Here is a 25,758-nt window from a genome sequence, read left to right as displayed (position 1 = left end):
GAAAGCGTATGAAAAAAATAAACTGGTACCCCCCTGTCATTCTCGGTCTGCTCGCCCTGCTGGTGCTTACCTTCGGTGCCCTCGTGGTATCCCGCTCAACGCAGGAGCAGCAAATCACAACGTTAGAGAACACAGGCCAACAGACCTTCGAGTGGAAGCTCGTAACAACATGGCCGAAAAACTTCCCCGGCCTCGGCAGCGCGCCGGAGCGCTTCGCGAAAAAAATCGACGAGATGTCCAACGGCCGCCTGAAGATAAAAGTCTACGGCGCCGGTGAGCTGGTGCCGGCCATGGGCGTGTTCGGCGCGGTCTCCGACGGAGCCGCCCAGGTCGGCCACGGCGCGGCCTATTACTGGAAGGGCAAGATCCCCGCCGCGCAGTTTTTTACCGCGGTACCCTTCGGTCTCAACGCCCAGGAAATGAATGGCTGGCTGCACTACGGTGGCGGTCTGCAACTGTGGGAAGAACTCTATGCGCCGTTCAATCTGATCCCCATGGCCGGTGGCTCCACCGGCGTGCAGATGGCGGGCTGGTTCAACCGCGAAATCAATTCCGTCGCCGATCTGCAGGGCCTCAAGATGCGTATCCCCGGCCTCGGCGGCGACGTGCTGAACCGCGCCGGTGGTACCGCCGTAACCATTCCCGGCGGCGAGTTGTACACCGCGCTGCAGACCGGTGTCATCGATGCCACCGAGTGGGTCGGCCCCTACAACGACCTCGCCTTCGGCTTCCACCAGATTGCCAAATACTATTACTACCCCGGTTGGCACGAACCCGGCTCGATCCTCGAAATCATCATCAACAAAACCGCGTTCGAGAAATTGCCGAAGGACCTGCAGGCCATCGTCCGCACCGCGGCCCGCGACGCCAATCAGGACATGCTCGACGAGTACACCGCACGCAATAACCGCGCGCTGAAAGAACTGGTGGAACAGCACGGCGTCGAGCTGCGCAAACTGCCGGACGATGTCATCGCCCATCTGAAAACCATCAACGACCAGATCATGCAGGAGACCGCGGCGAAAGATCCGCAGTTCAACCGGGTATACAAGGCGTTCAAGGAATTCGAATCCCAGGTCATTCCGTACCACAGGATCAGTGAAGAGGCGTATTACGAAACCCGGGATCGCGAAACCGGCATTTGATCGTCAGAAGTGACTCGTTTCCGAAGACAATATAGGAAAAAAATCCAGCCGGTTGAGGTGCAAAAATGCCTCGCTGGCTGCCATTCCATCGTTGACATCCCCGCGGGCAGACAGCGAATTCCGCTTATTTATCGAGCGAATTTGATGTCATAATCCACGCCCGCTCTCTCCCCTGGCTAGCTGAAACCCGTGAAAGCCCCAAAACGCCTGCAACCCCTCGTCGATGACGGCTTGATCGATGAAGTGATCAGCCGCCTGATGAGCGGCAAGGAAGCCGATATTTTCATCGTCCGCTGCGGCGACCATATTCGCTGTGCCAAGGTATACAAGGACGCGATCAAGCGCAGCTTCAAAAACGCCGCCCAGTACCAGGAAGGCCGGAAAGTACGCGGCGGCCGCCAGGCGCGGGCCATGCAGAAGCGCTCGAATTACGGCCGTAAGCAGCAGGAAGAAATCTGGCAGAACGCCGAAATCGACGCCCTGTCCCGCCTGGCCCGCGCCGGCGTACGCGTGCCGGAAACCTACGGCTGCGTAGACGGCGTGTTGTTGATGGAGCTGGTTACGGATGAGGCGGGAGATGTGGCCCCGCGGCTGGGTGAAGTGATCATGTCGGAAGAGCAGGCGCTGGAAGACCATGCGCTGATGATGCACTACATCCGGCTCATGTTGTGCGCGGGCATCGTGCATGGCGACCTGTCGGAATTCAATGTGCTGGTGGATGAATACGGTCCGGTAATCATCGACCTGCCGCAGGCCATCAACGCCGCCGCCAACAACAGCGCCCGGGAAATGTTTGCCCGCGATGTCAATAATATGCGGCGTTACTACGGCGAATTTGCGCCCGGGTTATTGCAAACGGCATACGCCGAAGAAATCTGGGCACTGTATGCGGAAGGCAACCTGACACCGGACACGGAGCTCACCGGTGAATTCGCAGACGATAACAGCAGTGCCGATGTGGATGGCGTGCTGGAAGAAATCAAGGCGGTGATGCGGGAAGAAGAGGAACGGCAACAGCGACTGCGCGAAGCCGAGCTTGCATGAGGCCCTGTTGCACACCCGTTGGAATGTATCGCGTTTAACACGCCCCTGTGCAGCGCGCCAGTTTGAATCTGTTTGGCCGTGAGCAACATTTTGCTTGCAGTCGGTTAATTTTTATTTGGATCGTTTCATGTCAAACCGCAAGTTTTTTTACAAAGGCCGCCAGGATCCGCGACAAAACCATGTCAAATTCGGATATGAAAACCGGGGAACCCACAAAGCCGGGAGCAAGAAATATCCGCTGTCGCTGGTGGTGACCAGCGAAGAACGCAAGCGTGAAGTGGAGGCGCTGGTTGCGGAAGCGGAGTTATACGCAGTCATTGAAGTGGACAGCAGCGAGGGTGCGGAGGAGTCCATTGTGGAACTGACGACACTACTGAACAAACAGGGAACGGTCACGCTGGACAAGGTGCCGGCGCGCAACGACCCCTGCAGTTGTGGCAGTGGTAAAAAATACAAAAAGTGCTGTAGTCAGTAAGTCTGATAGGCGGTGTAGTCTGAACGATAAATCCGCAGGCAAAAAAAAGAGGCCGACAATGTCGGCCTCTTTTTTTTGCGGCGTATGCAGCGGAATCCAGACTCAATAGTCGTAAGCATCCGCCGCTGCAGCCGGTTTTTTGTCTTCCGGGCTGTCGGCGATCATCACTTCCGTGGTCAACATCAGCCCGGCAATGGAGCCCGCGTTCTGCAGTGCAGAACGGGTCACCTTGGCCGGGTCGATGATACCGAATTCCAGCATATCGCCGTAGGCGCCGGTCTGGGCGTTGTAGCCGTAATTGGCACTGTCATTTGAACGCACGTTGTTCAGCACGACACTGCCATCGACGCCGGCGTTGGCGACAATCTGGCGGAAGGGCTCTTCCATCGCGCGCAGGGCGATGTTGATACCCACCTGCTGATCGTCGTTGGCGCCTTTCAAGCCGTCTTTTCCATTAAGGCCGCGCAGGCTGTCGGCCACGCGCACCAGGGTCAGGCCGCCGCCGGCAACGATGCCCTCTTCCACCGCCGCGCGGGTCGCGTGGAAGGCGTCATCCACCAGGTCCTTCTTCTCCTTCATTTCCACTTCGGTGGCGGCGCCCACTTTGATCACCGCAACACCGCCGGCCAGCTTGGCCACGCGCTCCTGCAGTTTTTCCTTGTCGTAATCGGAAGTGGAAGCTTCGATTTCCGCACGGATCTGCTTCACGCGGGCATCGATGTCCGCTTTGTCACCGGCGCCGTCGACAATGGTGGTGTTGTCCTTGCCGATCACCACGCGTTTGGCGCTGCCGAGCTGCTCCAGACTGACCTTCTCCAGGGTGAGACCCACCTCCTCGGAGATCAGCGTACCGCCGGTGAGTGTGGCGATATCCTGCAACATGGCTTTGCGGCGATCGCCAAAGCCCGGCGCCTTCACGGCGGCCACCTTGAGAATGCCGCGCAGGTTGTTGACGACCAGAGTGGCGAGGGCCTCGCCTTCGATATCCTCGGCAATCAGCAGCAGCGGACGGCTGGCCTTGGCTACGGATTCCAGCAGCGGCAGCAGATCGCGGATATTGCTGATCTTTTTGTCGAACAACAGGATGAACGGGTTATCCAGTTCCGCCTGCATTTTTTCCTGGTTGTTGATGAAGTAGGGCGAGAGGTAACCGCGATCGAACTGCATGCCTTCAACGACATCCAGCTCGTTCTGCAGAGACTTGCCCTCTTCCACGGTGATTACGCCATCGCGGCCGACTTTTTCCATTGCCTCGGCGATGATCTGGCCAATATCCGTGTTCCAGTTCGCGGATACGGTACCCACCTGACCGATGGCCTTGGCGTCTTCGCAGGGCTTGGCGAGCTTCGCCAGCTCGTCCACCGCGGCCTTCACCGCGGTGTCGATACCGCGCTTCAGATCCATCGGATTCATGCCCGCGGCGATCGCCTTGTGGCCCTCGCGCACCAGTGCCTGTGCCAGGACTGTGGCGGTGGTGGTGCCGTCGCCGGCGATGTCGGCGGTTTTGGACGCGACTTCTTTCACCATCTGCGCGCCCATATTCTGGAACTTGTCCTTGAGCTCGATTTCCTTGGCCACGGACACGCCGTCTTTGGTGATGCGCGGTGCACCGAAGCTCTTGCTCAGTACCACATTGCGGCCTTTCGGGCCGAGCGTGGCTTTCACGGCATCGGCGAGAATGTTCACGCCGGCGAGCATGCGCTCGCGGGCATCGTCGGAAAATTTGACGGTTTTGGCACTCATGCGGCTTTCTCCTTCTCTTGCTTCTGTTCCCGCACATCTTCGAGCACGGCGAAAATGTCGGATTCCCTGACGATGAGATAGGTTTCCCCGTCGTGTTTGATTTCGGTGCCGGCGTACTGACCAAACAGCACCCGGTCTCCCACCTTGACTGCCAGTGGGCGCAGCTCGCCATTTGCCAGTTGCGCGCCGTTACCTACGGCGATCACTTTTCCCTGGGTGGGTTTTTCCGCGGCCTTGTCCGGAATGACAATGCCACCACTGGTGGTGGTTTCCGCCGCGAGACGTTCGACAACCACCCGGTCGTAGAGCGGTTTGATACTCATCGGATTTCCTCCCAATAAGCATTTGGAAAATCAATGGTTAAGGGTTGGGATTCAGGGAATGTTGCCCTGACAAGCGCGGAAATAAGAGCGGTAAAACAGATTTCAAGGGGACAAAAACCGGATTTTTTATAAAAAATTTTTATAAAAATTAATGCCACAAAAATAGAACTGCGATAACGGCGGATTTATAGTTTCAGAGACAGACCGTTGAAGGAGGAGCAGATGCCATCTGTATCGCAAGCCACCTTTGAACACACCCTCGCGGACTTCTTCCGCGAGCGCCTGCAGGATGAGGCTGCGAGCCTTGCCCCCCGTCCGCAGGAAGACACCCTCTGGTATATCGGTAACCTGCTGGCGCGCTTCGGCGACAGCGGCCAGGTATTCAGCTACGACCGCGGCGAGCTGGACATCCGCCCGCTGGCTCTGCTCTATCGCGATGCCCTGGAGGTCGAGAGTCATTACCACCGCTGCCTGCTGCTGCGCCAGCTGGGCGACCTCGCCCTGTTTCTGGGCGCTCTTTTTCCGGAAAACTACTCCCGCCGCGGTATCGGCCGCGATTACTTCATCGGCATGGGCGGTGGCGCCTACGATTACCTCGGCGAGAACGCGTGCCACAACCGCTCCGTGTTCAGCGAATTGTCGAGGCGTTTTGGCCGGCTGCTGGAACTGGTGGCGCTGGTGTGTGGCAGGGGGCAGGTGATAGATGCCGCGGATATATTGCAGCTGTATCAGCGCTGGCGGGAGAGCAATGATCCGCAACTGGCGGCGCAGTTGCGGGGGCTGGGTGTGGTATTGCCTGACGTGGGCGGGCTGCATTGAGGTTGTGACCCCGATGGGTGGAGCGCAGAGCGACGGAATTCGCCATCTGGCTGTCCACCAAACGGTAACTGCCACTTTGCTGAGCATAAAAACGGGGCCTTTGCGGCCCCGTTTTGTGTTCAGCGTGTAGGTAACGATCAGGGCAGCGGTCGCGTGCGCCCGCGGTCGTCGATGGCGACGAAGACGAATTCGCCCTCGGTTACTTTCACCTGCTCACCGGTGTCTACGCGGGTCAGCCAGACTTCGACCATGGTCTTGATGGAGGAGCGGCCCACTTCGATGGCTTCGGCATAGCAGCTGACGGTGGAACCCACCGGTACCGGGCGCAGGAACACCATACTGCCGACGGCGACGGTAGTGACGCGGCCGCGGGCGATGCTCTGGGCGAGAATGGCGCCGCCCAGATCCATCTGCGACATCAGCCAGCCGGCGAAAACGTCACCCTGGGGATTGGTGTCGCGGGGCATGGACTGGGTCTGCAGGGTCAGGGTGCCGCTGGGTTGCGGTTCTTCATCAATGGCGGACATCGCAAGTGCTCACAAATTCTTAGATTTATTGACCAGACGGGTCTTGGGGCGCTCTTCTGTGGCGGCCCGGCGTCGGGGTGGCGCATTCTAGCACAATGTGGGTACAAAATAGCCAGAGCTGAGCGCGCAAATTCTTCCCCCGATTCAGCATTTTCTGCTGACCGCGTGCGCGTCGCTCAGATCCGTTTCACGAGGCCAGATAACCCGGCAACCAGGTCGCCAGGCTCGGCCACAACGCCAGCAGAGACAGTACCAGCAGCTGTATGGCGATAAACGGCACCACCCCGCGGTAAATGGCGCCGGTGGTCACTTCCACCGGGGCCACGCCGCGCAGGTAGAACAGCGCGAAGCCGAACGGTGGGGTGAGGAATGACGTCTGCAGATTCAGTGCAATCATCACGCCCAGCCACACCGGGTCGAGCCCCATGGCCAGCAGCACCGGGCCGACGATGGGCACCACGACGAAGGTGATTTCGATAAAGTCGAGGATAAAGCCCAGCAGGAAGATCACCAGCATCACCAGCAGGGTGGCGCCGATGACGCCGCCGGGCAGGTTCTCAAAGAAGTGGGTGACCACTTCCTCGCCGCCGAAGCCGCGGAATACCAGGGAGAACAGCGACGCGCCGATCAAAATGGCGAACACCATGGCGGTGACCTGCAGGGTGCTCTGCCCCACTTCGCCGGCGCGCGCCCAGTTCAGCGCACCGCGGCTCCAGGCCAGAACGCCGGCGCCCAAAGCGCCGACGGCGGCGGCCTCGGTGGGCGTGGCGGCGCCGGTGATGATGGAACCGAGAACCAGCAGCATCAGTGCAATGGGTGGAAGCAGGCTTTTCAGGGTTTCCGTCAGGTCCACGTCCTCGTGCCGCTCCTGCGCCATGGCGGGCTCGCGGCGGGCGATCAGCAGCAGATACAGGATGTAGGCCGCCACCAGCAGCAGGCCGGGGATGATCGCGCCCACAAACAGGTCGCCGACGCTCACCGGCTTGGGATTGAATATGCCCTGGCTCAGCTGTGCCTGCTGATAGGCATTGGACAGGGTGTCTCCCAGCAGCACCAGCGCTATCGACGGCGGGATGATCTGGCCGAGGGTACCGGTGGCGCAGATGGTGCCGGTGGCGAGTTTCGGTGAATAGCCGCGGTTCAGCATGGTGGGCAGGGACATCAGTCCCATGGTGACCACAGTGGCGCCGACGATACCGGTGCTTGCGGCGAGCAGTGCGCCCACCACCACCACCGACACCGCCATGCCGGCGGGAATACCGGAGAAGACCCGCGCCAGATTGACCAGCAGTTCTTCGGCAATACGCGCCCGCTCCAGCATCACACCCATCAATACAAACAGCGGCACCGCCATCAGGGTTCCGTTCTGCATGATGCCGTACAGGCGATCCGGGAAGGCACGCAGCAGTTCCGCGTCGAATACGCCGGCGACGACGCCGAGACCGGCGGCGAGCAGCGCGGTGCCGCCCAGTGTGAAGGCCACCGGATAGCCCAGCATCAGTGCGCCGCACACGGCGACAAACATCAGCAGCGGGATCAGTTCCATCATGCGCGTATCTCCCCGGCGGTTTCCCGCAACGCCCCGGCGGCTTCCCGCACCAGTGCCTGGGTCTGCTCCTTCACCGGTGTTTGCGCGACCGGAGCGTGCTGGTGTGAGGCCTCGGTTTCCACCTGCATCAGGGTGTGGAGCGCGCGGGCAAACTGGCTGACACCCTGCAGTGCCAGGGTGGTGGCGGCCAGCGGGATCAGGCTTTTCAACAGGTAGATACCGCCGAGGCCGTCGGCGCTGTTGCTGCTCTCGTGCACGGCCCAGCTGTTGGCGGCGAAGTGCCAGCCGCCCACGGCAATGAACAGGCAAATCGGCAGCAGGAATATCAGGCAGCCCACCGCGTCCACCCAGGCTTTGCCGCGGATAGACAGGGTGCGGTAGAACACGTCTACCCGCACGTGGGCACCGGCCTGCAGCGCGTAGGCGAGACCCAGCATGAAGGCAGCACCGTGGAGGTAGGCGACCGAGTCCTGCAGGGCGAGGGAGCCGCCGTCAAACCCGTAGCGCAGGGCCACGACGAGGCTCTGGATAAGGACCATGGCCAGGGTCAGCCAGCCCAGCAGGCGGCCACTGCCGCGGGAAAAACGATCGAGGCCATTGGCGGCGCGCAACAGAAACGTCATGGGAGCTCTCTCAAATCATCTTTATTGTTCTGTTATCAATGGCTGTGAGCGTACCTGCTGGTCAGGAATCGCGCCAGCACTGGCGGCGAACCCTGCGGTTCCGGTGGTTCCGATGGTGGGCTGTCACCGCGCAACCGGGACGTATCGGGGGGGATAGGCATTGGGTTCAAGACTGTAATCTGTTTGTAACTTTTCATTCATAGAATCGTCACCAATCCGACATAGCATGCGCCGCGTGCAGAGATTCTGGCCAATTTGGCGACCACTTCTGGAGATAGCAATGAACAACCGTTCTGCAAGCAAAAAAGTACTGGCCTCGGCCCTGGCGGCCCTGAGCATCGCGGCATCCAATGCCGCTCTGGCGGCGCGTGATCACATCAGCATCGTCGGTTCATCCACCGTCTACCCCTTCACCACTGTTGTGGCCGAGCGTTTCAGCCGCGCCACCCAGTTCAAGACCCCGGTGGTGGAATCCACCGGTACCGGCGGCGGCATGAAGCTGTTCTGTCAGGGCGTGGGCGAGAACACCGCCGACATCACCGGTGCCTCCCGTCGCATCAAGCAGTCCGAGCTGGACATGTGTAACGGCAACGGTGTGGACGTGGTAGAAGTCCAGATCGGCTACGACGGCATCGTGTTGGCCAACGCCAAGACCGACAAGCGCTTCGAGCTGTCCCGCAAAGACATCTTCCTGGCCCTGGCCAAAGATGTACCGAACCCGGACGGTTCCGAAACGCTGGTAGCCAACCCCTACAAGACCTGGAAAGACGTGAACCCGGCACTGCCGGCGCACAAAATTGAAGTACTGGGCCCGCCCCCTACTTCCGGAACCCGCGATGCCTTCGCCGAACTGGCGATGGAGGGTGGCTGCAAGCAGTTCCCGTGGGTTGCCGCCAAGGAAAAGAGCGACAGCAGCAGCTACAAAGCCATTTGCCACAACCTGCGCGAAGACGGTGCTTATGTTGAGGCGGGCGAGAACGACAACCTGATTGTGAACAAGCTCGTGGCCAACCCCAACGCGCTCGGCATCTTCGGTTTCAGCTTCCTCGACCAGAACGCCGACAAGGTGCAGGGCTCCCTGATCGAGGGACAGGCTCCGACCTTTGATTCCATCGCCGACCAAAGCTACCCGGTTTCCCGCCCGCTGTTCATCTACGTGAAGAAGGCGCACGTGGACGTGGTACCCGGCATCAAGCAGTTCCTGGCGGAGTTCACCAGCGAGCGCGCCTGGGGTGAAGATGGCTACCTGGCCGACAAAGGCATGATTCCGCTGCACGACAGCAAGCGTCAGCAGGTGGCCACCGACGTACGCAAGCTGAATGCACTGACCAATCTCGCTGCCAAGTAATACAAAAGCAACGAGGTAGATGGAATTACCGGCCAAGCTCCCGTTCATAAAACAGGGGGCTTGGCCGTTTCCATATAAATTGCCGCCACAAGACCGGATAATGGCCGGCAAAACCGACAACCGAGCGATTCGATGCAGACTCCCACTCTTTTCGCCCTGCTGCTGCTGCTGATACTGGTGGCCTACGGCACCGGCTTCAGTCGCGCCATCGGTGCCGCCCGCAGCCGTGGCGGTATCCGCAGCCTGGCTTCCCTGCCCAGTTATTACGGCGTGCACACCGCACTCTGGTGCGGGCTGCCGGCACTGGTGATCCTCGGCGTGTGGCTGGCGTTCGACGACGCCATCATTCGCGCGCTGGTGCTGGGCGGTGTCGCCGACCGACCCGAGTCCCTGTCCGGACAAAACCTGCTGTACGCGCAGATTCAGAACCTGGCCGCAGGCAATCTCGTGGGCGAGTCCACACCGCAGCTGAGTGCCGCCGCCGCGCATCTGAACAGCCTGCGCAATAGCGGTCAGTGGCTGCAGACCGCACTGATCCTGATTCTCGCCGTCGGCCTCGGTGCCTACGCGCTGATGCGGGTGACGCCTGAACTGCGCGCGCGGGAGAAGGTGGAGAAGGTGCTGCGTGCGATCCTGCTGATGTGCGCCTGTGCGGCGATCTTCACTACGGTCGGCATTCTGATGTCGGTGCTGTTTGAATCCCTGCGCTTTTTCCAGGCGGTGCCGGTGAGCGAGTTCCTGTTCGGCCTGCACTGGAGCCCGCAGATGGCGATGCGCGCCGACCAGGTGGGCTCCAGCGGCGCCTTCGGCGCGGTGCCGCTGTTTACCGGCACTCTGATGGTCTCCGCCATCGCCATGCTGGTAGCGGTCCCCGTTGGTCTGATGTCGGCCATCTATCTCGCCGAGTACGCCAGCAACCGGGTGCGCTCTTTTGCCAAGCCGCTGATCGAAATTCTCGCCGGTGTGCCCACGGTGGTGTACGGCTTTTTCGCCGCGCTCACGGTGGCGCCGTTCATTCGCGATCTGGCGCAGTCCGTGGGCCTCGAGGCATCCAGCGAAAGCGCGCTGGCGGCGGGGCTAGTGATGGGGGTGATGATCATCCCGTTCATTTCATCGCTGTCTGACGACGTGATCAACGCGGTGCCGCAGTCCCTGCGCGACGGTGCGCTCGGCCTCGGTTCCACCAGATCCGAAACCGTGCGCAAGGTGGTGATTCCCGCTGCGCTGCCCGGCATTGTCGGCGGTGTGCTGCTGGCGGTGTCCCGCGCGATCGGCGAGACCATGATCGTGGTGATGGCGGCGGGTCTCGCCGCCAACCTCACCGCCAATCCGCTGGAATCCGTCACCACCGTGACGGTACAGATCGTGACCCTGCTGGTGGGCGACCAGGAGTTCGACAGCCCGAAAACCCTCGCCGCCTTTGCACTCGGCCTGATGCTGTTTGTGAGCACACTGATTCTGAACTTTATCGCCTTGCACGTAGTGAAAAAATACCGGGAACAGTATGACTGATCAGAACCATACCAACCTGACACAGCAGCAGGTACGCGAGCGCATCGCCACCCGGCTCGCCAGTCGCCACCGCAAGGAAAAAATATTCCGCGGCTTTGGTATCGCGAGTATCGCCTTTGGCGTACTGGCGGTACTGGTGCTGTTCACCGATATCATCAGCAAGGGCAGCAGTGCTTTTGTACAAAGCCAGATCCAGCTGCAGGTGAACTACGATCCGGTGGAACTCGGTATCGACAAGGTGGACCAGGAGAGTCTCGCATGGGCAAATTTCGACGGTGTGATCCGTGCCGCCCTGCGCGAACGCTTCCCGGAAGCCACCAGCCGATCCGAAAAACGCGAGCTGTATTCGCTGGTCTCCAGCGGTGCCGGTTTCTACCTTCGCGAACGTCTGAAAAACGATCCGGCGCTGCTGGGGCAGAGTGAAACCGTGTGGGTGAATGCCGACGACGATGTCGACACCTATGTGAAAAGCCTGTCGAAGAGCAAGGACGGATTTCTCGGTCGCACCTCCGAGCAAAAGGCGGTGTGGATCAACACCTTGCGCGACTCCGGCGAACTAAAAAAGCGTTTCAATAAAACCTTCTTCACCAATGGCGATTCCCGCGAGCCGGAACAGGCAGGTATTCGCGCGGCGCTGGTGGGTTCTCTGCTCACCATGCTGGTGACACTGGCACTGTCTTTTCCGATCGGGGTGGCCGCGGCCATTTACCTTGAGGAATTTGCACCGAAAAACCGCTGGACCGATCTGATCGAGGTGAACATCAACAACCTCGCCGCGGTGCCTTCCATCGTGTTCGGTCTGTTGGGCCTTGCGATCTTCATCAACTTCTTCGAGCTGCCGCGCTCGGCGCCGCTGGTGGGTGGTCTGGTGCTGACACTGATGACGCTGCCAACCATCATCATTTCCAGCCGCGCGTCGCTCAAATCCGTGCCGCCGTCCATCCGCGAGGCGGCCATGGGTATGGGAGCCTCGCGCATGCAGGTGGTGTTGCACCACGTACTGCCGCTGGCCATGCCCGGCATGCTGACCGGTGCCATCATCGGTATGGCGCAGGCACTGGGTGAAACCGCGCCGCTGCTGATGATCGGTATGGTGGCGTTTATTGTCGACGTACCCCACGGCGTTACCGACCCGTCCACGGTACTGCCGGTGCAGATTTTCCTGTGGGCCGACAGCCCGGAGCGCGCGTTTGTGGAGCGCACTTCCGCCGCGATCATGGTGTTGCTGGCGGTGTTGATCACCATGAATACCTGCGCAGTGTGGCTGCGCAAAAAACTTGAGCGCCGCTGGTGAAGCGAAAGCGCGTAAGATAGCGAGCGAGATAGAGCCATGACTTCCATGACTTTGAGTGCCGGTGAATCCGTTCCGGCAAACGACCAGGCCGCGGAGCAGAATTTTGTGAAAACCAGAGCGGAAATCGTCAACACCGTCGGCAGCCCCTTCTGTGACGACGCCAAGCTGCGCATGCGCAATGTCAATGTGTTTTACGGCGAGACCCAGGCAATCCACGATGTAAGCCTGGATATCGGTCGCAACCAGGTGGTGGCCATGATCGGCCCGTCCGGTTGTGGTAAATCCACCTTCCTGCGCTGCCTCAATCGTATGAACGACACCATCGAGGGTTGCCGTGTAGAGGGCGAGTTGAGCCTCGATGGCGAACCGATTTATGGCGCGAAGGTAGACGTTGTGCCACTGCGCGCGCGCGTGGGCATGGTGTTCCAGAAGCCAAACCCTTTTCCCAAGTCCATTTACGACAATGTCGCCTACGGCCCCAAGATCCACGGTATCGCCAGCCGCCGCGCGGAACTGGATGAGATCGTCGAGAACAGCCTGCGCCGCGCCGGCCTGTGGAACGAGGTAAAAGACCGTCTCGACAAACCCGGTACCGGCCTCTCCGGCGGTCAGCAACAGCGCCTGTGTATTGCGCGTGCCATTGCCGTTAGCCCGGAAGTGATCCTGATGGACGAGCCCTGCTCCGCCCTCGATCCGATCGCCACCGCACGTATCGAGGAGCTGATCGACGAGCTGCGCGAGAACTACACCATCGCCATCGTCACCCACTCCATGCAGCAGGCCGCGCGGGTGAGCCAGCGCACGGCCTACTTCCACCTCGGCAAGCTGGTGGAAGTAAACGATACCGAGACCGTGTTCACCAATCCCGAACACGAACTCACCGAAGCCTACATTACCGGCCGTTTCGGCTAAGGTTGGGGGGAGCCCACAGAGAATATGGACATGCATTTCGATCAACACATCTCCCGCCAGTTCAACGAAGAGCTTGAAAGTCTCAAGACGGAAATGCTGGAAATGGGCGGCCTGGTAGCCCGCCAGGTAGCGGATGCAGTGGATGCCCTGGCCAACGCCGACAGCGAGCTGGCGGAAAAGGTGCTGCAGGTGGAAGAGGAAATCGACCGCTGCGAAATGGAGCTGGACGAACACGCCACCCTGATCATCGCCAAGCGCCAGCCGGCGGCGTCCGATCTGCGCATGGTGATGTCGGTCATCCGCATCGCCCGCGATCTCGAACGCATGGGCGATGAGGCCAGCAAGATCGCGAAAATGGCCATCGCCCTCACCGACGAGGGCACCGCACCCCGCGGTTATACCGAGATCCGCCACATCGCCAATGCCGTGCGCAAGATGATGAACGACGCCCTCGATGCCTATACCCGTTTTGATGTGGAGTCCGCACTGAAAACGCTCGCCGAGGATGATCAGGTAGACATGGACTATCGCAGCGCAATTCGCGAACTGGTCACCTACATGATGGAAGATCCACGCAGTATCTCCCGGGTGATGAATGTGCTCTGGACCCTGCGTTCACTGGAACGCATTGGCGATCACGCGAAGAATATCTGTGAGCAGGTGGTGTATCTGGTAAAAGGTGCAGACATTCGCCACGGCAACAAAAAGAATCTGCGCTGACGGTCAATGTGTTTGAAACTGTGCGCTGGTTCAAATATTGGGTTCAGCGTTTATACGTTTCGCAGATCGAATCCGGAATAAATTCGCTGGAAATAATTTTACAAAAGGCTGCAATCGCAGCCTTTTTTATATCCGTACCAATTTCAAATGAGTATGGCATACCGCAAATTTTCCCGCGGCGGTAAAAACGCATCTCCTCGCACATCATTCAGCATCGGTTCAGTTCTCTCTCCCCAAAATGCGCGCACTTCCGTGATTCCACTTGTAATCGAATTACGGAATACACGCGCCATTTGAGACGATGGTCACAATTGGCAGTTATCGTTGCACTGAAATTTTCCTTTGCTTAGAATCCGCGCCGCATTTGCCCCAATGGGTGAACAGTGGGTACGGGTACGAAAGTACAGAGTTAAACGTACAGATGTAATTTAAACAGGGAACACTTCTATGAAGTTCAAGTTTGCAGCTCTTCCTCTTATGCTGGTCTCCGCCATTGCCTCTGCGGAGCAGTACAATTCATTCACCGACGCTGACTACGAAAACCGCGATTACCGTGGTTATGATGTCGATACGCTGAGCGTCCAGTCTCAGTACTATTTCGGTGCCCTGAATACGTTGGGACCGCGCAAAGAATTCAACTACATCCTGCCGGTGAGCAACATCTACGGTGGGGTTGCATCTTTCGATCAGGGTTCGTTCGAAGATGAAATCGTAAATTTTGGTGGCGAGTACTACACCGGTCAGTGGAAAGTATTTGGTGAGTTCAGCGACGTTTTCTCCACCAACGTATACAGCGCGGGTGCTGGCTTCCTGTTCTCTCCCGACCTGCTCGCCGAAGTGGAAGCGCAGAAAGTAGAAGACGAAGACACCGTATTTTTTGTGCGCGGTAAATACAACCATCAGCTGAGTGGCACCGACTACATCGGTTTCACCGCGGAAATTGACGATGGCTTTGATTACCGCCACGTTTCTTCCAAGTATTTTACGGCACTGTCTGGCGGCCAGTACCTGACCGCGGAGCTGGGTGTAGCCGATACCGACGGCGCTGATTTTTTCTGGAATGGTGAAGTGGAGTTCTACTTCAACGAAAACACTTCCGTGGGTGTGGCGTACGATGAACTTGTTGAGGACTATGAAGTCAATGCCACCCATTTCTTCAATCGCAACGTTGCGGCCAAGGTTGCCTATGGCTCCAATCGCGATTTCGACGATCTGGACATGTTCCGCATCGGCGTAACCGTTCAGCTGTAATTTCCTTCGGGAAAATCAGCCATAAAAAAAGCGGGCGAAGGAATTCGCCCGCTTTTTTGCTTTTTTTGCTATCAGGAAAATTTTATCCCTGATTGCCCAGCGCCTGCACCCGCGCCTGGGCCTTGGTGCCGATATCGCCACTGTCCTGGGCCGCGATCTGGTACTGGCTCAGGGCATTTTTTGTGTTGCCCTGTTGCTCGTATACCTGTCCCAGGTAGTAATGCGCGTGCGCGGTATCCAGATACTGGGTAGAGCGCTGCAGGTCGCGCTCCGCGGCGGTGTAGTTTTTCAGCTGCGCGTTCAGCATGCCGCGCATCAGCCAGTTGGAAAACAGTGACGGATTTTTCTGTACCGCGGTCTCGTATGATGCGAGGGCTTGCTGGTACTGTTTTTTCTGTGCCAGCAGGTCCCCTTCCAGTGCATAGAACGAAGCCTCTTTGGGTTGCTGTTTCTGCGCCTGGCGGGTGAGTGTCAGGGCGCGGTCGTACTCTTTTTTCTGTACCGCAGCTACGGCGTCGTCATAGCTCTTGTACGCCGCCGCATCTTTCCTGAGCTGTGCGATGGCTTTTTGATACTGGGCGCGGTTGGCAGTTCCCGCCGGCAGTTTCTTTGCGTGTTCAACATTGGCATTCACCCGAGACTGGGATGGCGGGTGGCTGGCGAACAGGGCGTCGAGAGCACTGGATTGCCTGCCCTTGGAAAGCTCGACGAATTTCTGTTGCAGGCGCACCGCGCCCTGGGGGTCGTAGCCGGCTGCGGCCATGTACTTCATACCGTACTGATCGGATTCCAGCTCGTTGTCACGACCGTATTTGGCGATGTAGGCGGAACCACCGAACTGGCTGCCGAGGGAAATCAGGTCACCGTAACCGGTGTTCTGCGTGGTGGCGCCGAGAATGGCGATACCGGCACCGAGAATCTGCTGCTGTGACATGGCAGCGGCGGAGTGGCGCGCGGCGGCATGTACGATCTCGTGTCCCAGAACCGCCGCCAGCTCCGCCTCGTCTTCCAGCAGCACCAGCAGACCGCGGTTCACGGCAATTTTGCCCCCCGGCAGCGCCCAGGCGTTTGGCACCGAGTTGTTCAGTACCACAAATTCATAGGGCAGCTGTGGCTGGTCGGAGACTTTGGCAAGCTTCTGGCCAACACGGCTGACATACGATTGCAGCGCCGGATCGATCAGGTATTCACCGCCCTGGGTCTGCTGTGCCTTCGGGTACTGCTCTGCGCCCAGTGCCACCTCCTGGCTCTGGGACATCAGCGACAGTTCCTTCTTGCCGGTTACCGGGTTGACCGCGCAGCCGGTGATTCCGGCGGTTACGGAGGCCGCGACAGCGGCGGCCAGCAGCCGTTTTGCGATTGAGCGACGAATCATGGATCACTCCCTGTATAATGCTTGATCTTTTGACGTGGCCCCGCGAAGCGCGCCGGGCCGGGTTCAAGGCCGATTATTGTACACAGTCCTGGGAGCGAGGTTATGTCGAGCGCACTGCAGATTATCGAGTTATTTGCCGGTACCAACCCCGATGGGGAGCCGGTGGTGGAGCGGCTGCAGGTGCGGGTCAATGACGATGACAGCGTACAGCTGGTGCGTTCCCCGGCGTTCATCAAGGGCATTGCCAGTGGCGATACCATCAAGATCAACCGCAAGGATCCGGAAAAGCCCGGATTCGATCTGATCAAGCGATCCGGTAATCTCGCCGTGCGGGTTTTCTGCCGCGGCGACAGCACCTGGCTCTCCGACCAGCTCACCCCGCAGATCGAAAAGCTCGGCGGCGAATTGGATATGGAGAGCCCGCGACTGCTGGTGTACAGCATCCATGTAAGCTGCGGTTTTGAGGAAATCGAAAAAATTCTGAACGGCGCGTGCGACGGCGCCAACAGTGTCTGGTACTACGGTAATGTATATGACCCGGAGGATGGACAGACGCCGCTGAACTGGTGGCAGGATATTTTGAAACCAGAATAAAGCTGTTGTGCTTGTGCTCTCGGCCTCCCGCAGAGCAGAATAGTGTTTAAGAGTGTGCTGTATGCTGATCGTTATCTCTCCTGCGAAAACCCTCGATTACGAGAGTGAAATCCCCACACTGGAGACCACTCAACCGGATTTCCTCAAGGACTCTGCCGTTCTGATCAAGGAGCTCAAGGCTCTCAGCCCGCAGGACATATCGGCGCTGATGAAAATTTCCGACAAGCTGGGTGTACTCAACTACGACCGCTTCCATTGTTGGAAGCGCCCGTTCACCGTCGATAACGCCCGCCCGGCACTGCTGGCGTTCAAGGGCGATGTATACACCGGGCTCGAGGCGGAGACATTAAAAAAGCGCGATTTCGACTTTGCGCAAAAACATCTGCGTATGCTCTCCGGTCTCTATGGCCTGCTGCGCCCACTGGATCTGATGCAGCCCTACCGCCTCGAGATGGCTACGAAATTCGCCAACAGTCGCGGTAAAAACCTGTACGAATTCTGGGACGGAAAAATCACCGCCGCGCTCAATGAGCAGCTCAAGGCATTGAAAAGCCGTGAACTCATCAACCTCGCCTCCAACGAATACTTCAAATCCGTACGGCCGAAACACCTCGATGCGGACGTCATTACTCCGCACTTCAAGGACGGCAAAAACGGTCAGTACAAGATGATCAGTTTCTTCGCCAAAAAAGCCCGCGGCATGATGAGCCGCTGGGCCATCGACAATCGCGTCAGGAAAGCGGAGCGACTGAAGGATTTCAATGTGGCCGGCTACTATTTCAGTGCGGAGCATTCCAGCGGTAACGACTGGGTATTCCTGCGCGACGAGCAGCCCACCTGAAAATGACGGATCAACCTCTGCCAGATGCGCCTTCCACGGCGCGCAACCGCGGGCCGATTCTCGCGCAGTTGCGGCGCTTGCTGGCGGGCAGCCGGCAGGTGCTCGAGGTCGGCAGTGGCACTGGTCAGCACGCAGTCTACTTCGCTCCGCGTCTGCCGCATCTCACCTGGCAGACGTCCGAGCGCGCGCAGAACCTGCATGAAGTACGGGCCTGGCTGGCCAACAGCCCCGCGGATAACCTGCCGCCGCCGTTATTGTTGGATGTGACGGGTGACTGGCCGGAACTGCGTGTGGATACGGTGTTTACCGCGAATACACTACACATCATGCCCGCCAGCGCGGTGGCGACGTTCTTCGCGCGCCTGCCACAGGTGTTGCAGCCCGCGGGCCAGCTGATCGTCTACGGCCCGGTAAAGATCGCCGGTGACTACGTCGCCAGCCCCGGCGACGCTGGACCGGGCAATGCCGGCTTCGACGTGTGGCTGAAAGAGCAGGATCCGCTGCGGGGCATTCGCGATCTCGAGTGGCTGGATCAGCTCGCCGAATCACGAGGTTTGCGCAGAACCGAAAACAATTTCCTGCCCGCCAACAACCAGTTGTTGGTGTGGCAGATGACAGGTCAACCCGCATTGTAAGAGCCTGCTTGCAGGCGAGCATCTCCGTGCTCCGGATCATTCGCCTGCAAGCAGGTTCCTACAGGATGCACAAACCACATAATACAAGGATCTTTGAATATGCCCCCATGGTTCGAAACAGCCCTCGCCATTTTTGCCGGTATTGCCGCGGTGTTCTTCTTTGCCAAATATCGTGAGACTGCCGCCGCGCTGGAGGAGTCCGAGCGCATCAAGCACAAGCTTTCGAAAGATCTGGACCGCTACCGCGATATGCCGCAGCTGCGCGCCCTGCGCGACAGTCTCACCGGTGAACGCAGTCTGCCGGTGGACGACGACGGCCACGAGCACCTGTTGATACCCAACAGTGAACGCAAGCTGGTGCACATAAAAATGATCAGAAATGCCACGCCGGTTATGGATGGTGAAGCCGTGCGCTATTGCGCCGGTGGCGAAGAGCGAACCCTTGAGGAACTGAACTGAGCCCAATGCAGAAAGGCCCTTGTGGGCCTTTTTCGCAGACGCCGCGCATCAAACGGAGTTGGGCAGTGTCAGTTTTTGGGTGGGGAAATTGAGGGTAAAGGTGCTGCCGCGGCCCGGCACACTGTTGACCGTAAGGTTGGCACCGTGGCGCAGCAGTACGTGTTTGACAATGGCGAGACCGAGTCCGGTACCGCCGCTCTCCCGCGAGCGACCGGCATCTACACGGTAGAAGCGCTCGGTCAGACGGGGGATGTGCACGGAGTCGATACCGATACCGCAGTCTTTCACGGAAAAGTGTCCACCTGCGGCGTCGAGACGCCAACGCAATTCGATAGGCCCGCCATCCGGACTGTACTTCACCGCGTTGAACGCGAGATTCGCAAAGGCACTGTGCAGCTCACCGGCGGTGCCGGTAATGGTGCAGTCTTCGATACACTCGACCGTGATCTCGTGGTGTCCGCCACTCAGCGAGCGCGCTTCACCGGCCACCTGCTCCATCAACTGCCGCACGGAAACCCTGTCGCGGCCAGTGTCGCGCTCGGAGGTTTCCAGCCTCGCCAGCAGCAACAGATCATTCACCAGCCCGGTCATGCGCACCGTCTGCTCACTCATCTGCGCTAGTGGGCGCTCCCAGTTGCGCGGTGCCTGGCCACTCATCTGCAGTGTCTCCAGGTAGCCCGCGATCACCGTCAGTGGTGTACGCAGCTCGTGAGACACATTCGCGACAAAGTCCCGCCGCATCTGCTCGAGGTTATGCAGCCGTGTCACGTCCCGCACGATCACCAGTGCCTCGTCCTGGCCAAAGCGCGTCACCTCCATGGTCAGAATGCGCGAATCGTCGCCGGGCGCCGGCAGTGTGATTGGTTCCTGGGACGCGCGCCCCTGCCCGAACATGCGGTTATACATGTGCTCCACAAAGCGTGGATCGCGCACAAAATTGACCAGCGGCTGCCCAGCGTCGTCCGCCTGCAACCGCAACATCTGCCCCGCGGCGGGATTCCACCACGCCAGATTGCCCTCGTCCTCCAGCGCCACAATCCCCTCGCGCAGCGCGCTGGTGCTGTCCTGCACCCGGCGCAACATCGAGTGGAGCTTCTGCTTTTCTTTGCGATGGCGGCGCTGCAGCCGATAGAAATCGTCGGAAATATCCCCCCATACGCCGAAGCTGGTCGGTGCCGGCCCGCGGCGGCCATTACTCAGCCAGCGGTCGAACTGATTCTGTTGCCACAGCAGCCAACCGAGATAGGCGGCGAGGCCGACACACAGAGCCAGCCACCAGTTGTCGGTGGAAAAACCGAGTATGGTGGTGCCGAGGGCGATGACGATAAAGCGCGAGAACTCGCCAATACTGCGATCGAGCATGATGGTTGGGCCATCTTGTTTTGGGCAAACGGAAGAAGTTTTCAGAGTGCCTGCGGACTTGATGCGAAGGCAGAGCGCCGGGTGAAGGGATTCGGAACCGTTGCTAACAGGGATGTATTCACTGGGGGGCGCCCAGTCCGGCTCCGAATCCCTTCACCCGGCCTCTGCCGCCACCGGACCCTCAACAGAGTGCCCGAAAAACGGGTGGGGGAATGGTTACACTCTTTCCACAGTCTGTACAGAAAAGCGGTAGCCGGTGCCGCGCACGGTCTGGATGTAGCGCTCGTGCCCGTCCATGGTCAGCGCCTTGCGCAGGCGGCGGATATGTACATCCACGGTGCGCTCTTCCACGTACACATTGCCGCCCCAGACATGGTCCAGCAACTGTGTACGGGTATAGGCGCGCTCCTGGTGAGACAGGAAAAACGTCAGCAGGCGGAACTCCGTCGGGCCCATATCCACCGGCTGGCCATTGATCGTTACCCGATGGCTGATCGGATCCAGTACCAGGCCACCCGCGGTCAGCGGCTCTTCCGGCGTCGTCGGGCCCGCACGGCGCAGCACCGCCTTCAGGCGCGCTACCAGCTCGCGAGGGGAGAATGGCTTGGTGATGTAGTCGTCAGCGCCGGTTTCCAGCCCCTTGATCTTGTGATCCTCCTCGCCCTTCGCCGTCAGCATGATGATCGGCAGCGACGCCGTCAGTTCATCGCGCTTCAGGCGACGCGCCAGCTCGACCCCGGAAACATCCGGCAACATCCAGTCCAGCAGTACCAGATCCGGCTTTTCGTCGATTACCAGCGCGTGCGCCGCCTGCGCGTTTTCCGCCTCGAGGCAGCGATAATCCGCCATCTCCAGCGCAATTCGCAGCATGTCCCTGACCGGAGCTTCGTCGTCGACTATGAGGATCGTCTTGCTGTGCATCTGCCTGCCATACCCTAACTGGTTGGTGTCATTTAACTGACTTTTCTTAGAGTGGCCATTTAACGTCACTTTAGTGACAAATATATGACAGCCGTTCGCCAATCACGACTTTACCGGCAGGATGCGGATTCAGTTAGCAAGGTAATGGAAAAAAATACCCGCAAAAATAGCTGCTCCAACCCAGTTGTTATTGAGAAACGCCTGGAAGCAGGGATCTCGTTGCCGGTCTCGCACCAGCCACTGTTGATAGGCGAACAGTGCCGCCGCCGCGACCACACCGCTGTAAAACAGGGGGCCCAACGCCTCGCGGCTGCCGAGCATCAACAGTGCCACAATCACCATCCCCTGCAGGCAGCCGGTCATCACCCGGTCCATATCTCCAAACAGGATGGCTGTGGATTTGACACCGATCCGGAGGTCATCGTCCCGGTCCACCATCGCGTAGAAGGTGTCGTAGGCCACGGTCCACAGCAGATTGGCGGTGAACATCAGCCACGCCACTGCGGGCACTTCTCCCCGCACCGCCGCGAACGCCATGGGGATGCCCATGCTGAAGGCCGCACCGAGCACCACCTGGGGCAGATGGGTATGGCGCTTGGCAAAGGGGTAACAGAAGGCCAGCGCCAGCGCCGGCAGCGACAGCAGAACCGTGAGCCTGTTGGTGGTGAGCACCAGCAGGAACGCCAGCAGCATCAGGCCCGCGAACAGCAGCAGAGCGCCTTTGGCGGTGGCCGCGCCGGTGGCCAGGGGGCGCTGGTTGGTGCGTTTCACATGGCCGTCGATGTTGCGATCGGCAAAGTCGTTGACGGCGCAGCCAGCGGCGCGGGTGAGGATGACACCGAGGGTGAAGACGCAGAACAGGTGCAGCCCCGGCCAGCCATCCGCGGCAATCCACAGTGCCCACCAGGTGGGCCAGAGCAGCAGCAGAGAGCCGATGGGACGGTCGAGGCGGGCCAGTTGCCAGTAGGGCAACAGTTGCGGCCAGCGCTGTTGTATCTGTTGGCTGATCATTTGCATTGCGTGCTTCCGTTGTTCCCTTCAGGACTTGGGTGGTTCAGCGGGATTGAAACTGCTGAGGAAGGTTTCTGCAACCAGCAGGGGTTTGTCGCCGAGCCAGAAGGTGGAGCGGCGTCCCCAGGCGCGGGGTGCCATGCCGGCGAGCAGTTCCAGGGTGCACAGGGGATTGCGTGCGAGCTGGTTGAGGACGATGGGGCCGCGCTTCATGTCCGGTCGGCTGAACAGCAGCTCGCCCAGCGGGCGGTTGTCGAGGCTGCGCAGGTGACGGTGTTTGCCGGCGAGCGAGCGCTCGGGGAGGATGCTGCGGGCGTAGACCCAGGGCTGCCCGTGGCCGCAGAGGAGTACTTCGCGCACCAGGGCGAGGGATTTGTCGCGCAGGTTGAGGGCGCGGCGCTCTTCGAGGCGCGGTTGCTGCCAGCCCTGGTTGAGTATCTGTACGCGAAACTCGCCGCCGCTGTGGTGTTTGAGGGCGGCGGTGAGGGAGCCGGGATGCAGCAGCCAGGGCAACAGGGGCTCCGGTGGCGTCGATCCGTGGAGGGTGTCCAGCGGATGGGGGTGCCAGTCGCCAACGGGTTCAAAGGGGGAGTGGTACAACGCTGACTCCACGCGGGTTCAAATATGCCCGCATTGTACCCGAGCGAGCCAATCGGGGAACGCGCTTTGCCCCTTGTGGTTGCTGCCGATATAGTGGCGCTAACTGTTAGGGGTGTGAAATAAATTTAGTGGCGGCGCCGCTACCGGGCACAGCCTTACGAGACACGCCGTGAACCCATCCCTGGGGGCTCTTCCGCGAGGTGGCCCAGCCGCTGCAAGTTTTCGCGGCGCCTGCGGCCCCTCTCGCGGAAGGTCTCGCAAGGCTGTACCCGGTAGCGTCACCTTCGCCCCGATTACATCACTATTTATCAGCAACGAATAATTGAAGGCCAGCTAAATAGCTGGCAGTAAAAACAGGACGGACCATGGGGCTCACAAAAAAAATAGTACTGGCCATGATCGCGGGTATCGCGGTCGGCCTGGTGTTCAATGTTCTCAATACCAGCCAGATTCTTGGCGAGGGCGTTACCGGGTTTATCAATAGCTACCTGACCAATGGCCTGTTCGACGTCATAGGGCGGATCTTTATCGCCTCTCTGAAATTGATGGTGGTGCCGCTGGTGTTGGTTTCTCTGATCTGCGGAGCCTGTGCACTGTCGGAAGGCAGCCGGGTCGGAGTACTGGCCGGCAAGACGCTGCTGCTGTACCTGGTGACTACCGCGATGGCGATTTCGCTGGCGCTGATACTGGCGCTGCTGATCCAGCCCGGTGCGGGTATGGAGGGGATGGCCGGGGATGCGGCATTTGAGCCGCAGCCGGCACCACCGTTGTCGGACATGCTGGTGAGCATTTTCCCCACGAATCCGGTGGAGGCGATGGCGAAGGGCAATATGCTGCAGATCATCGTGTTTGCGCTGCTGATGGGTTACGCGATTTCCCGCAGTGGCAAGCCGGGACAGCGAATTGCGGGTTTTTTCAACGACCTGAATGAAGTGATCATGCGCATGGTGGGCGTGCTGATGGTGTTTGCGCCTTACGGGGTGTTTGCGCTGCTGGCAAACAAGATCGCGCAGCTGGGTCTGGATGCCATTGTGCAACTGCTCAAGTATTTTATGGTGGTGCTGGGGGCGTTGCTGCTGCACGCAATCGGTGTTTACTCCATTCTGTTGAAGCTGCTTTCGGGCCTGAACCCGCTGAAGCTGTTGAAGAAAATGCGCCCGGCGATGGTGTTCGCCTTCAGCACCGCATCTTCCGCGGCCACGATACCTGTCACCCTGCAGACCGTGGAAAAGCGTCTGGGAGTGGATAATAAAGTGGCATCGTTCACGATTCCCCTGGGGGCCACCATCAATATGGATGGCACCGCGATCATGCAGGGTGTGGCGACGGTGTTTATTTCCCAGTTGTATGGGATCGAGATTGGTTTGATGGGTTACCTGACGGTGATCCTGACAGCCACCCTGGCTTCCATCGGTACCGCCGGTGTGCCCGGTGTGGGTCTGATTATGCTGGCAATGGTGCTGCAGCAGGTGGGCCTGCCACTGGAGGGCATCGCCATTGTGATGGGGGTGGATCGCCTGCTGGATATGGTGCGCACCGCGGTGAACATCACCGGGGATTCCGTGGTGAGCGCGATCGTGGCGAAGAGCGAGGGGGCGCTGGATCTGGAGACGTTTAACGACGACAACTACAACAGCGTTGTGGGTCGCGAGGGCGATGGCCGATCCGCGGCCTCCTGATGACGGGCGCTACACTGGAAACCAAAAGGGCCGCATCCGCGGCCCTTTTGGTTTGATCGTAGAAAAACACCCGCAGAGAGGTATCAGAGTGCGGCCATTTCCCGCAACTGGTCCGCCTCCAGGTTGTCTTCCATGGATTCCACCAGCTTTTCCACCAGTTCACTCAACGCCTTTTTGATCGCCTCTTCGGTGTTGTCTTCGCTCTCGCGACCATCCATATAAATACGGGTCAGGTACTTTCTGGTGATCTTCAGGTCGTCGATTTTGATTCGCTGCTCGCGCAGTGCTACCCCGCCGCGGTTGGTGAGGGTGTAGCGGAATTCGCCGCTCAGGGCGACATTGCCCTGTTCCAGATCGTAATCCCCTTTCGCTTTCATTCCCGCCAGGTGTTTGATGACCTTCAGGTCCAGACTGTTCTGCAGGTTCAGCACTCCGTCTTCCTTAACCAGTGGTACGTCCTCGTCTTCGAGGTACTCGTACAGTTCTCTGGCGAGCTCACTGTGCAGATGCTGCGTGTAATTGCGCACAGCTTGCTGCTTTAATCCGGCAAGCCCGCCGCCGTCGCCGGCCTGGGCCAGCATCAGTTGCAGATTGCCGCTGGAAACCGGCATGGGCACATCGATCTGGATTTGGCTGGGGGCGATAACCAGGCTCGGGATGTGTTCGTCACCACCCCAGAAGCCGCCCTGCGCCTGGGCCTGGGTGGTGAAACCGATAGTCAGCAGGCCGGCCAGCGCCAGTCTGCGTATTGTTGAGGTTCTCATGCATATTTCCCTGTTTTATTTTTTATACCGGGATTGTATTGGGTACAGCTCAGCGGGCGACGCCGCTCGGGATTTATGGGATATCCATGACAGGCTGCCATTTATCACAGCACAGAGCAAAATTTTTCCGTGACTTGTGCGTCAGTAGCAGTCTTTTTTGTGCGGGGCGTCTCAGCGGGAATTTATGGATTGCGCTAGGGCCGGCGGTGATAGGTGAGGGGCTGATAAGGTG

At 59.4% G+C, this 25,758-nt stretch carries 26 protein-coding genes; 15 read left to right on the top strand and 11 right to left on the bottom strand.

Going from position 1 to position 25,758, the window contains the following annotated elements:
* Positions 1 to 8 precede the first annotated feature (8 nt).
* The 3 genes from C3938_RS07495 (at position 9) to C3938_RS07485 (ending at position 2,664) form a co-directional block, all read left to right on the top strand.
* A complete protein-coding gene (locus tag C3938_RS07495) occupies positions 9 to 1,145 on the top strand; it encodes a TRAP transporter substrate-binding protein (RefSeq protein WP_105102544.1) in 1,137 nt (378 codons plus the stop codon).
* Between the two features lie 189 nt (positions 1,146 to 1,334).
* Complete coding sequence (locus tag C3938_RS07490; RefSeq protein WP_105102543.1) at positions 1,335 to 2,189, top strand: PA4780 family RIO1-like protein kinase; 855 nt, start codon at positions 1,335 to 1,337, stop codon at positions 2,187 to 2,189.
* Positions 2,190 to 2,316: 127 nt separating this feature from the next.
* Entirely contained in the window at positions 2,317 to 2,664 is a 348-nt protein-coding gene (locus C3938_RS07485; RefSeq protein WP_105103280.1) for a PBPRA1643 family SWIM/SEC-C metal-binding motif protein, read from the top strand.
* 102 nt (positions 2,665 to 2,766) lie between these two features.
* Here C3938_RS07485 and groL read toward each other — a convergent pair whose 3' ends face one another.
* Entirely contained in the window at positions 2,767 to 4,407 is a 1,641-nt protein-coding gene (groL, locus tag C3938_RS07480; protein ID WP_105102542.1) for a chaperonin GroEL, read from the bottom strand.
* Positions 4,404 to 4,730: a co-chaperone GroES gene (groES, locus tag C3938_RS07475; protein ID WP_105102541.1), complete on the bottom strand. Its 327-nt coding sequence runs from the start codon at positions 4,728 to 4,730 to the stop codon at positions 4,404 to 4,406. The genes groL and groES overlap by 4 nt, the downstream gene beginning before the upstream one ends.
* Before the next feature lie 222 nt (positions 4,731 to 4,952).
* Here groES and C3938_RS07470 point away from each other — a divergent pair, with 222 nt between their 5' ends.
* Complete coding sequence (locus tag C3938_RS07470; RefSeq protein ID WP_105102540.1) at positions 4,953 to 5,549, top strand: hypothetical protein; 597 nt, start codon at positions 4,953 to 4,955, stop codon at positions 5,547 to 5,549.
* A gap of 137 nt (positions 5,550 to 5,686) precedes the next feature.
* Here the strand turns inward: C3938_RS07470 and C3938_RS07465 are convergent, their stop codons facing one another.
* The 3 genes from C3938_RS07465 to C3938_RS07455 form a co-directional block, all read right to left on the bottom strand.
* Complete coding sequence (locus C3938_RS07465) at positions 5,687 to 6,076, bottom strand: acyl-CoA thioesterase (protein WP_105102539.1); 390 nt, start codon at positions 6,074 to 6,076, stop codon at positions 5,687 to 5,689.
* A 187-nt stretch (positions 6,077 to 6,263) separates the two neighbouring features.
* Positions 6,264 to 7,625 carry a TRAP transporter large permease gene (locus C3938_RS07460; RefSeq protein ID WP_105102538.1) on the bottom strand — a complete coding sequence of 454 codons (1,362 nt, stop codon included), beginning with the start codon at positions 7,623 to 7,625 and terminating at the stop codon, positions 6,264 to 6,266.
* Positions 7,622 to 8,248, bottom strand: coding sequence for a TRAP transporter small permease subunit (locus C3938_RS07455; RefSeq protein WP_105102537.1), 627 nt, complete (start codon positions 8,246 to 8,248; stop codon positions 7,622 to 7,624). The genes C3938_RS07460 and C3938_RS07455 overlap by 4 nt, the downstream gene beginning before the upstream one ends.
* Positions 8,249 to 8,528: 280 nt before the next feature.
* Here C3938_RS07455 and C3938_RS07450 point away from each other — a divergent pair, with 280 nt between their 5' ends.
* The 6 genes from C3938_RS07450 (at position 8,529) to C3938_RS07425 (ending at position 15,285) form a co-directional block, all read left to right on the top strand.
* Positions 8,529 to 9,596, top strand: coding sequence for a PstS family phosphate ABC transporter substrate-binding protein (locus tag C3938_RS07450; RefSeq protein ID WP_233998709.1), 1,068 nt, complete (start codon positions 8,529 to 8,531; stop codon positions 9,594 to 9,596).
* A gap of 132 nt (positions 9,597 to 9,728) precedes the next feature.
* Complete coding sequence (gene pstC / locus C3938_RS07445; protein WP_105102536.1) at positions 9,729 to 11,108, top strand: phosphate ABC transporter permease subunit PstC; 1,380 nt, start codon at positions 9,729 to 9,731, stop codon at positions 11,106 to 11,108.
* Positions 11,101 to 12,402, top strand: a complete 1,302-nt coding sequence (pstA, locus tag C3938_RS07440) for a phosphate ABC transporter permease PstA (RefSeq protein ID WP_105102535.1) — start codon at positions 11,101 to 11,103, stop codon at positions 12,400 to 12,402. The genes pstC and pstA overlap by 8 nt, the downstream gene beginning before the upstream one ends.
* A 171-nt stretch (positions 12,403 to 12,573) precedes the next feature.
* Positions 12,574 to 13,314, top strand: a complete 741-nt coding sequence (gene pstB / locus C3938_RS07435) for a phosphate ABC transporter ATP-binding protein PstB (protein WP_267893037.1) — start codon at positions 12,574 to 12,576, stop codon at positions 13,312 to 13,314.
* 24 nt (positions 13,315 to 13,338) lie between these two features.
* Positions 13,339 to 14,034 carry a phosphate signaling complex protein PhoU gene (gene phoU, locus C3938_RS07430; RefSeq protein ID WP_105102533.1) on the top strand — a complete coding sequence of 232 codons (696 nt, stop codon included), beginning with the start codon at positions 13,339 to 13,341 and terminating at the stop codon, positions 14,032 to 14,034.
* 447 nt (positions 14,035 to 14,481) lie between these two features.
* The gene (locus tag C3938_RS07425) at positions 14,482 to 15,285 is read left to right on the top strand and encodes a putative porin (RefSeq protein WP_105102532.1); all 804 of its coding nucleotides are present in this window, start codon (positions 14,482 to 14,484) and stop codon (positions 15,283 to 15,285) included.
* 82 nt (positions 15,286 to 15,367) lie between these two features.
* Here the strand turns inward: C3938_RS07425 and C3938_RS07420 are convergent, their stop codons facing one another.
* On the bottom strand, positions 15,368 to 16,660 hold the full coding sequence (locus C3938_RS07420) for a M48 family metalloprotease (protein ID WP_105102531.1): 1,293 nt from the start codon (positions 16,658 to 16,660) through the stop codon (positions 15,368 to 15,370).
* Between the two features lie 102 nt (positions 16,661 to 16,762).
* On the opposite strand from C3938_RS07420, the gene C3938_RS07415 reads away from it, so the two are divergent.
* The 4 genes from C3938_RS07415 (at position 16,763) to C3938_RS07400 (ending at position 19,189) form a co-directional block, all read left to right on the top strand.
* Complete coding sequence (locus C3938_RS07415; RefSeq protein ID WP_105102530.1) at positions 16,763 to 17,254, top strand: DUF4265 domain-containing protein; 492 nt, start codon at positions 16,763 to 16,765, stop codon at positions 17,252 to 17,254.
* Positions 17,255 to 17,315: 61 nt separating this feature from the next.
* Positions 17,316 to 18,095 carry a peroxide stress protein YaaA gene (gene yaaA, locus C3938_RS07410; protein ID WP_105102529.1) on the top strand — a complete coding sequence of 260 codons (780 nt, stop codon included), beginning with the start codon at positions 17,316 to 17,318 and terminating at the stop codon, positions 18,093 to 18,095.
* A gap of 2 nt (positions 18,096 to 18,097) precedes the next feature.
* Positions 18,098 to 18,730 (top strand): DUF938 domain-containing protein, encoded by a 633-nt coding sequence (locus tag C3938_RS07405; protein ID WP_105102528.1) that lies wholly within the window; start codon positions 18,098 to 18,100, stop codon positions 18,728 to 18,730.
* Positions 18,731 to 18,829: 99 nt separating this feature from the next.
* A complete protein-coding gene (locus C3938_RS07400; RefSeq protein WP_105102527.1) occupies positions 18,830 to 19,189 on the top strand; it encodes a hypothetical protein in 360 nt (119 codons plus the stop codon).
* 48 nt (positions 19,190 to 19,237) lie between these two features.
* Here the strand turns inward: C3938_RS07400 and phoR are convergent, their stop codons facing one another.
* The 4 genes from phoR to C3938_RS07380 all read right to left on the bottom strand — a co-directional run bounded on the left by phoR (position 19,238) and on the right by C3938_RS07380 (position 23,083).
* Positions 19,238 to 20,551, bottom strand: coding sequence for a phosphate regulon sensor histidine kinase PhoR (gene phoR / locus C3938_RS07395; protein WP_105102526.1), 1,314 nt, complete (start codon positions 20,549 to 20,551; stop codon positions 19,238 to 19,240).
* Between the two features lie 216 nt (positions 20,552 to 20,767).
* On the bottom strand, positions 20,768 to 21,472 hold the full coding sequence (gene phoB / locus C3938_RS07390; RefSeq protein WP_105102525.1) for a phosphate regulon transcriptional regulator PhoB: 705 nt from the start codon (positions 21,470 to 21,472) through the stop codon (positions 20,768 to 20,770).
* Between the two features lie 129 nt (positions 21,473 to 21,601).
* Complete coding sequence (ubiA, locus tag C3938_RS07385; protein ID WP_105102524.1) at positions 21,602 to 22,489, bottom strand: 4-hydroxybenzoate octaprenyltransferase; 888 nt, start codon at positions 22,487 to 22,489, stop codon at positions 21,602 to 21,604.
* Positions 22,490 to 22,510: 21 nt separating this feature from the next.
* Entirely contained in the window at positions 22,511 to 23,083 is a 573-nt protein-coding gene (locus C3938_RS07380) for a chorismate--pyruvate lyase family protein (RefSeq protein WP_105102523.1), read from the bottom strand.
* Between the two features lie 365 nt (positions 23,084 to 23,448).
* Between C3938_RS07380 and C3938_RS07375 the strand changes: the two genes are divergently transcribed.
* Positions 23,449 to 24,762, top strand: coding sequence for a dicarboxylate/amino acid:cation symporter (locus C3938_RS07375; RefSeq protein WP_199775506.1), 1,314 nt, complete (start codon positions 23,449 to 23,451; stop codon positions 24,760 to 24,762).
* A gap of 83 nt (positions 24,763 to 24,845) precedes the next feature.
* Here C3938_RS07375 and C3938_RS07370 read toward each other — a convergent pair whose 3' ends face one another.
* Positions 24,846 to 25,526 carry a hypothetical protein gene (locus tag C3938_RS07370; protein ID WP_105102521.1) on the bottom strand — a complete coding sequence of 227 codons (681 nt, stop codon included), beginning with the start codon at positions 25,524 to 25,526 and terminating at the stop codon, positions 24,846 to 24,848.
* Positions 25,527 to 25,758: the final 232 nt, after the last annotated feature.

The sequence above is a fragment of the Microbulbifer pacificus genome, assembly GCF_002959965.1.
GTDB classification, from domain to species: Bacteria; Pseudomonadota; Gammaproteobacteria; order Pseudomonadales; family Cellvibrionaceae; genus Microbulbifer; species Microbulbifer pacificus_A.
This window is presented reverse-complemented; position numbering and strand designations above follow the sequence as displayed.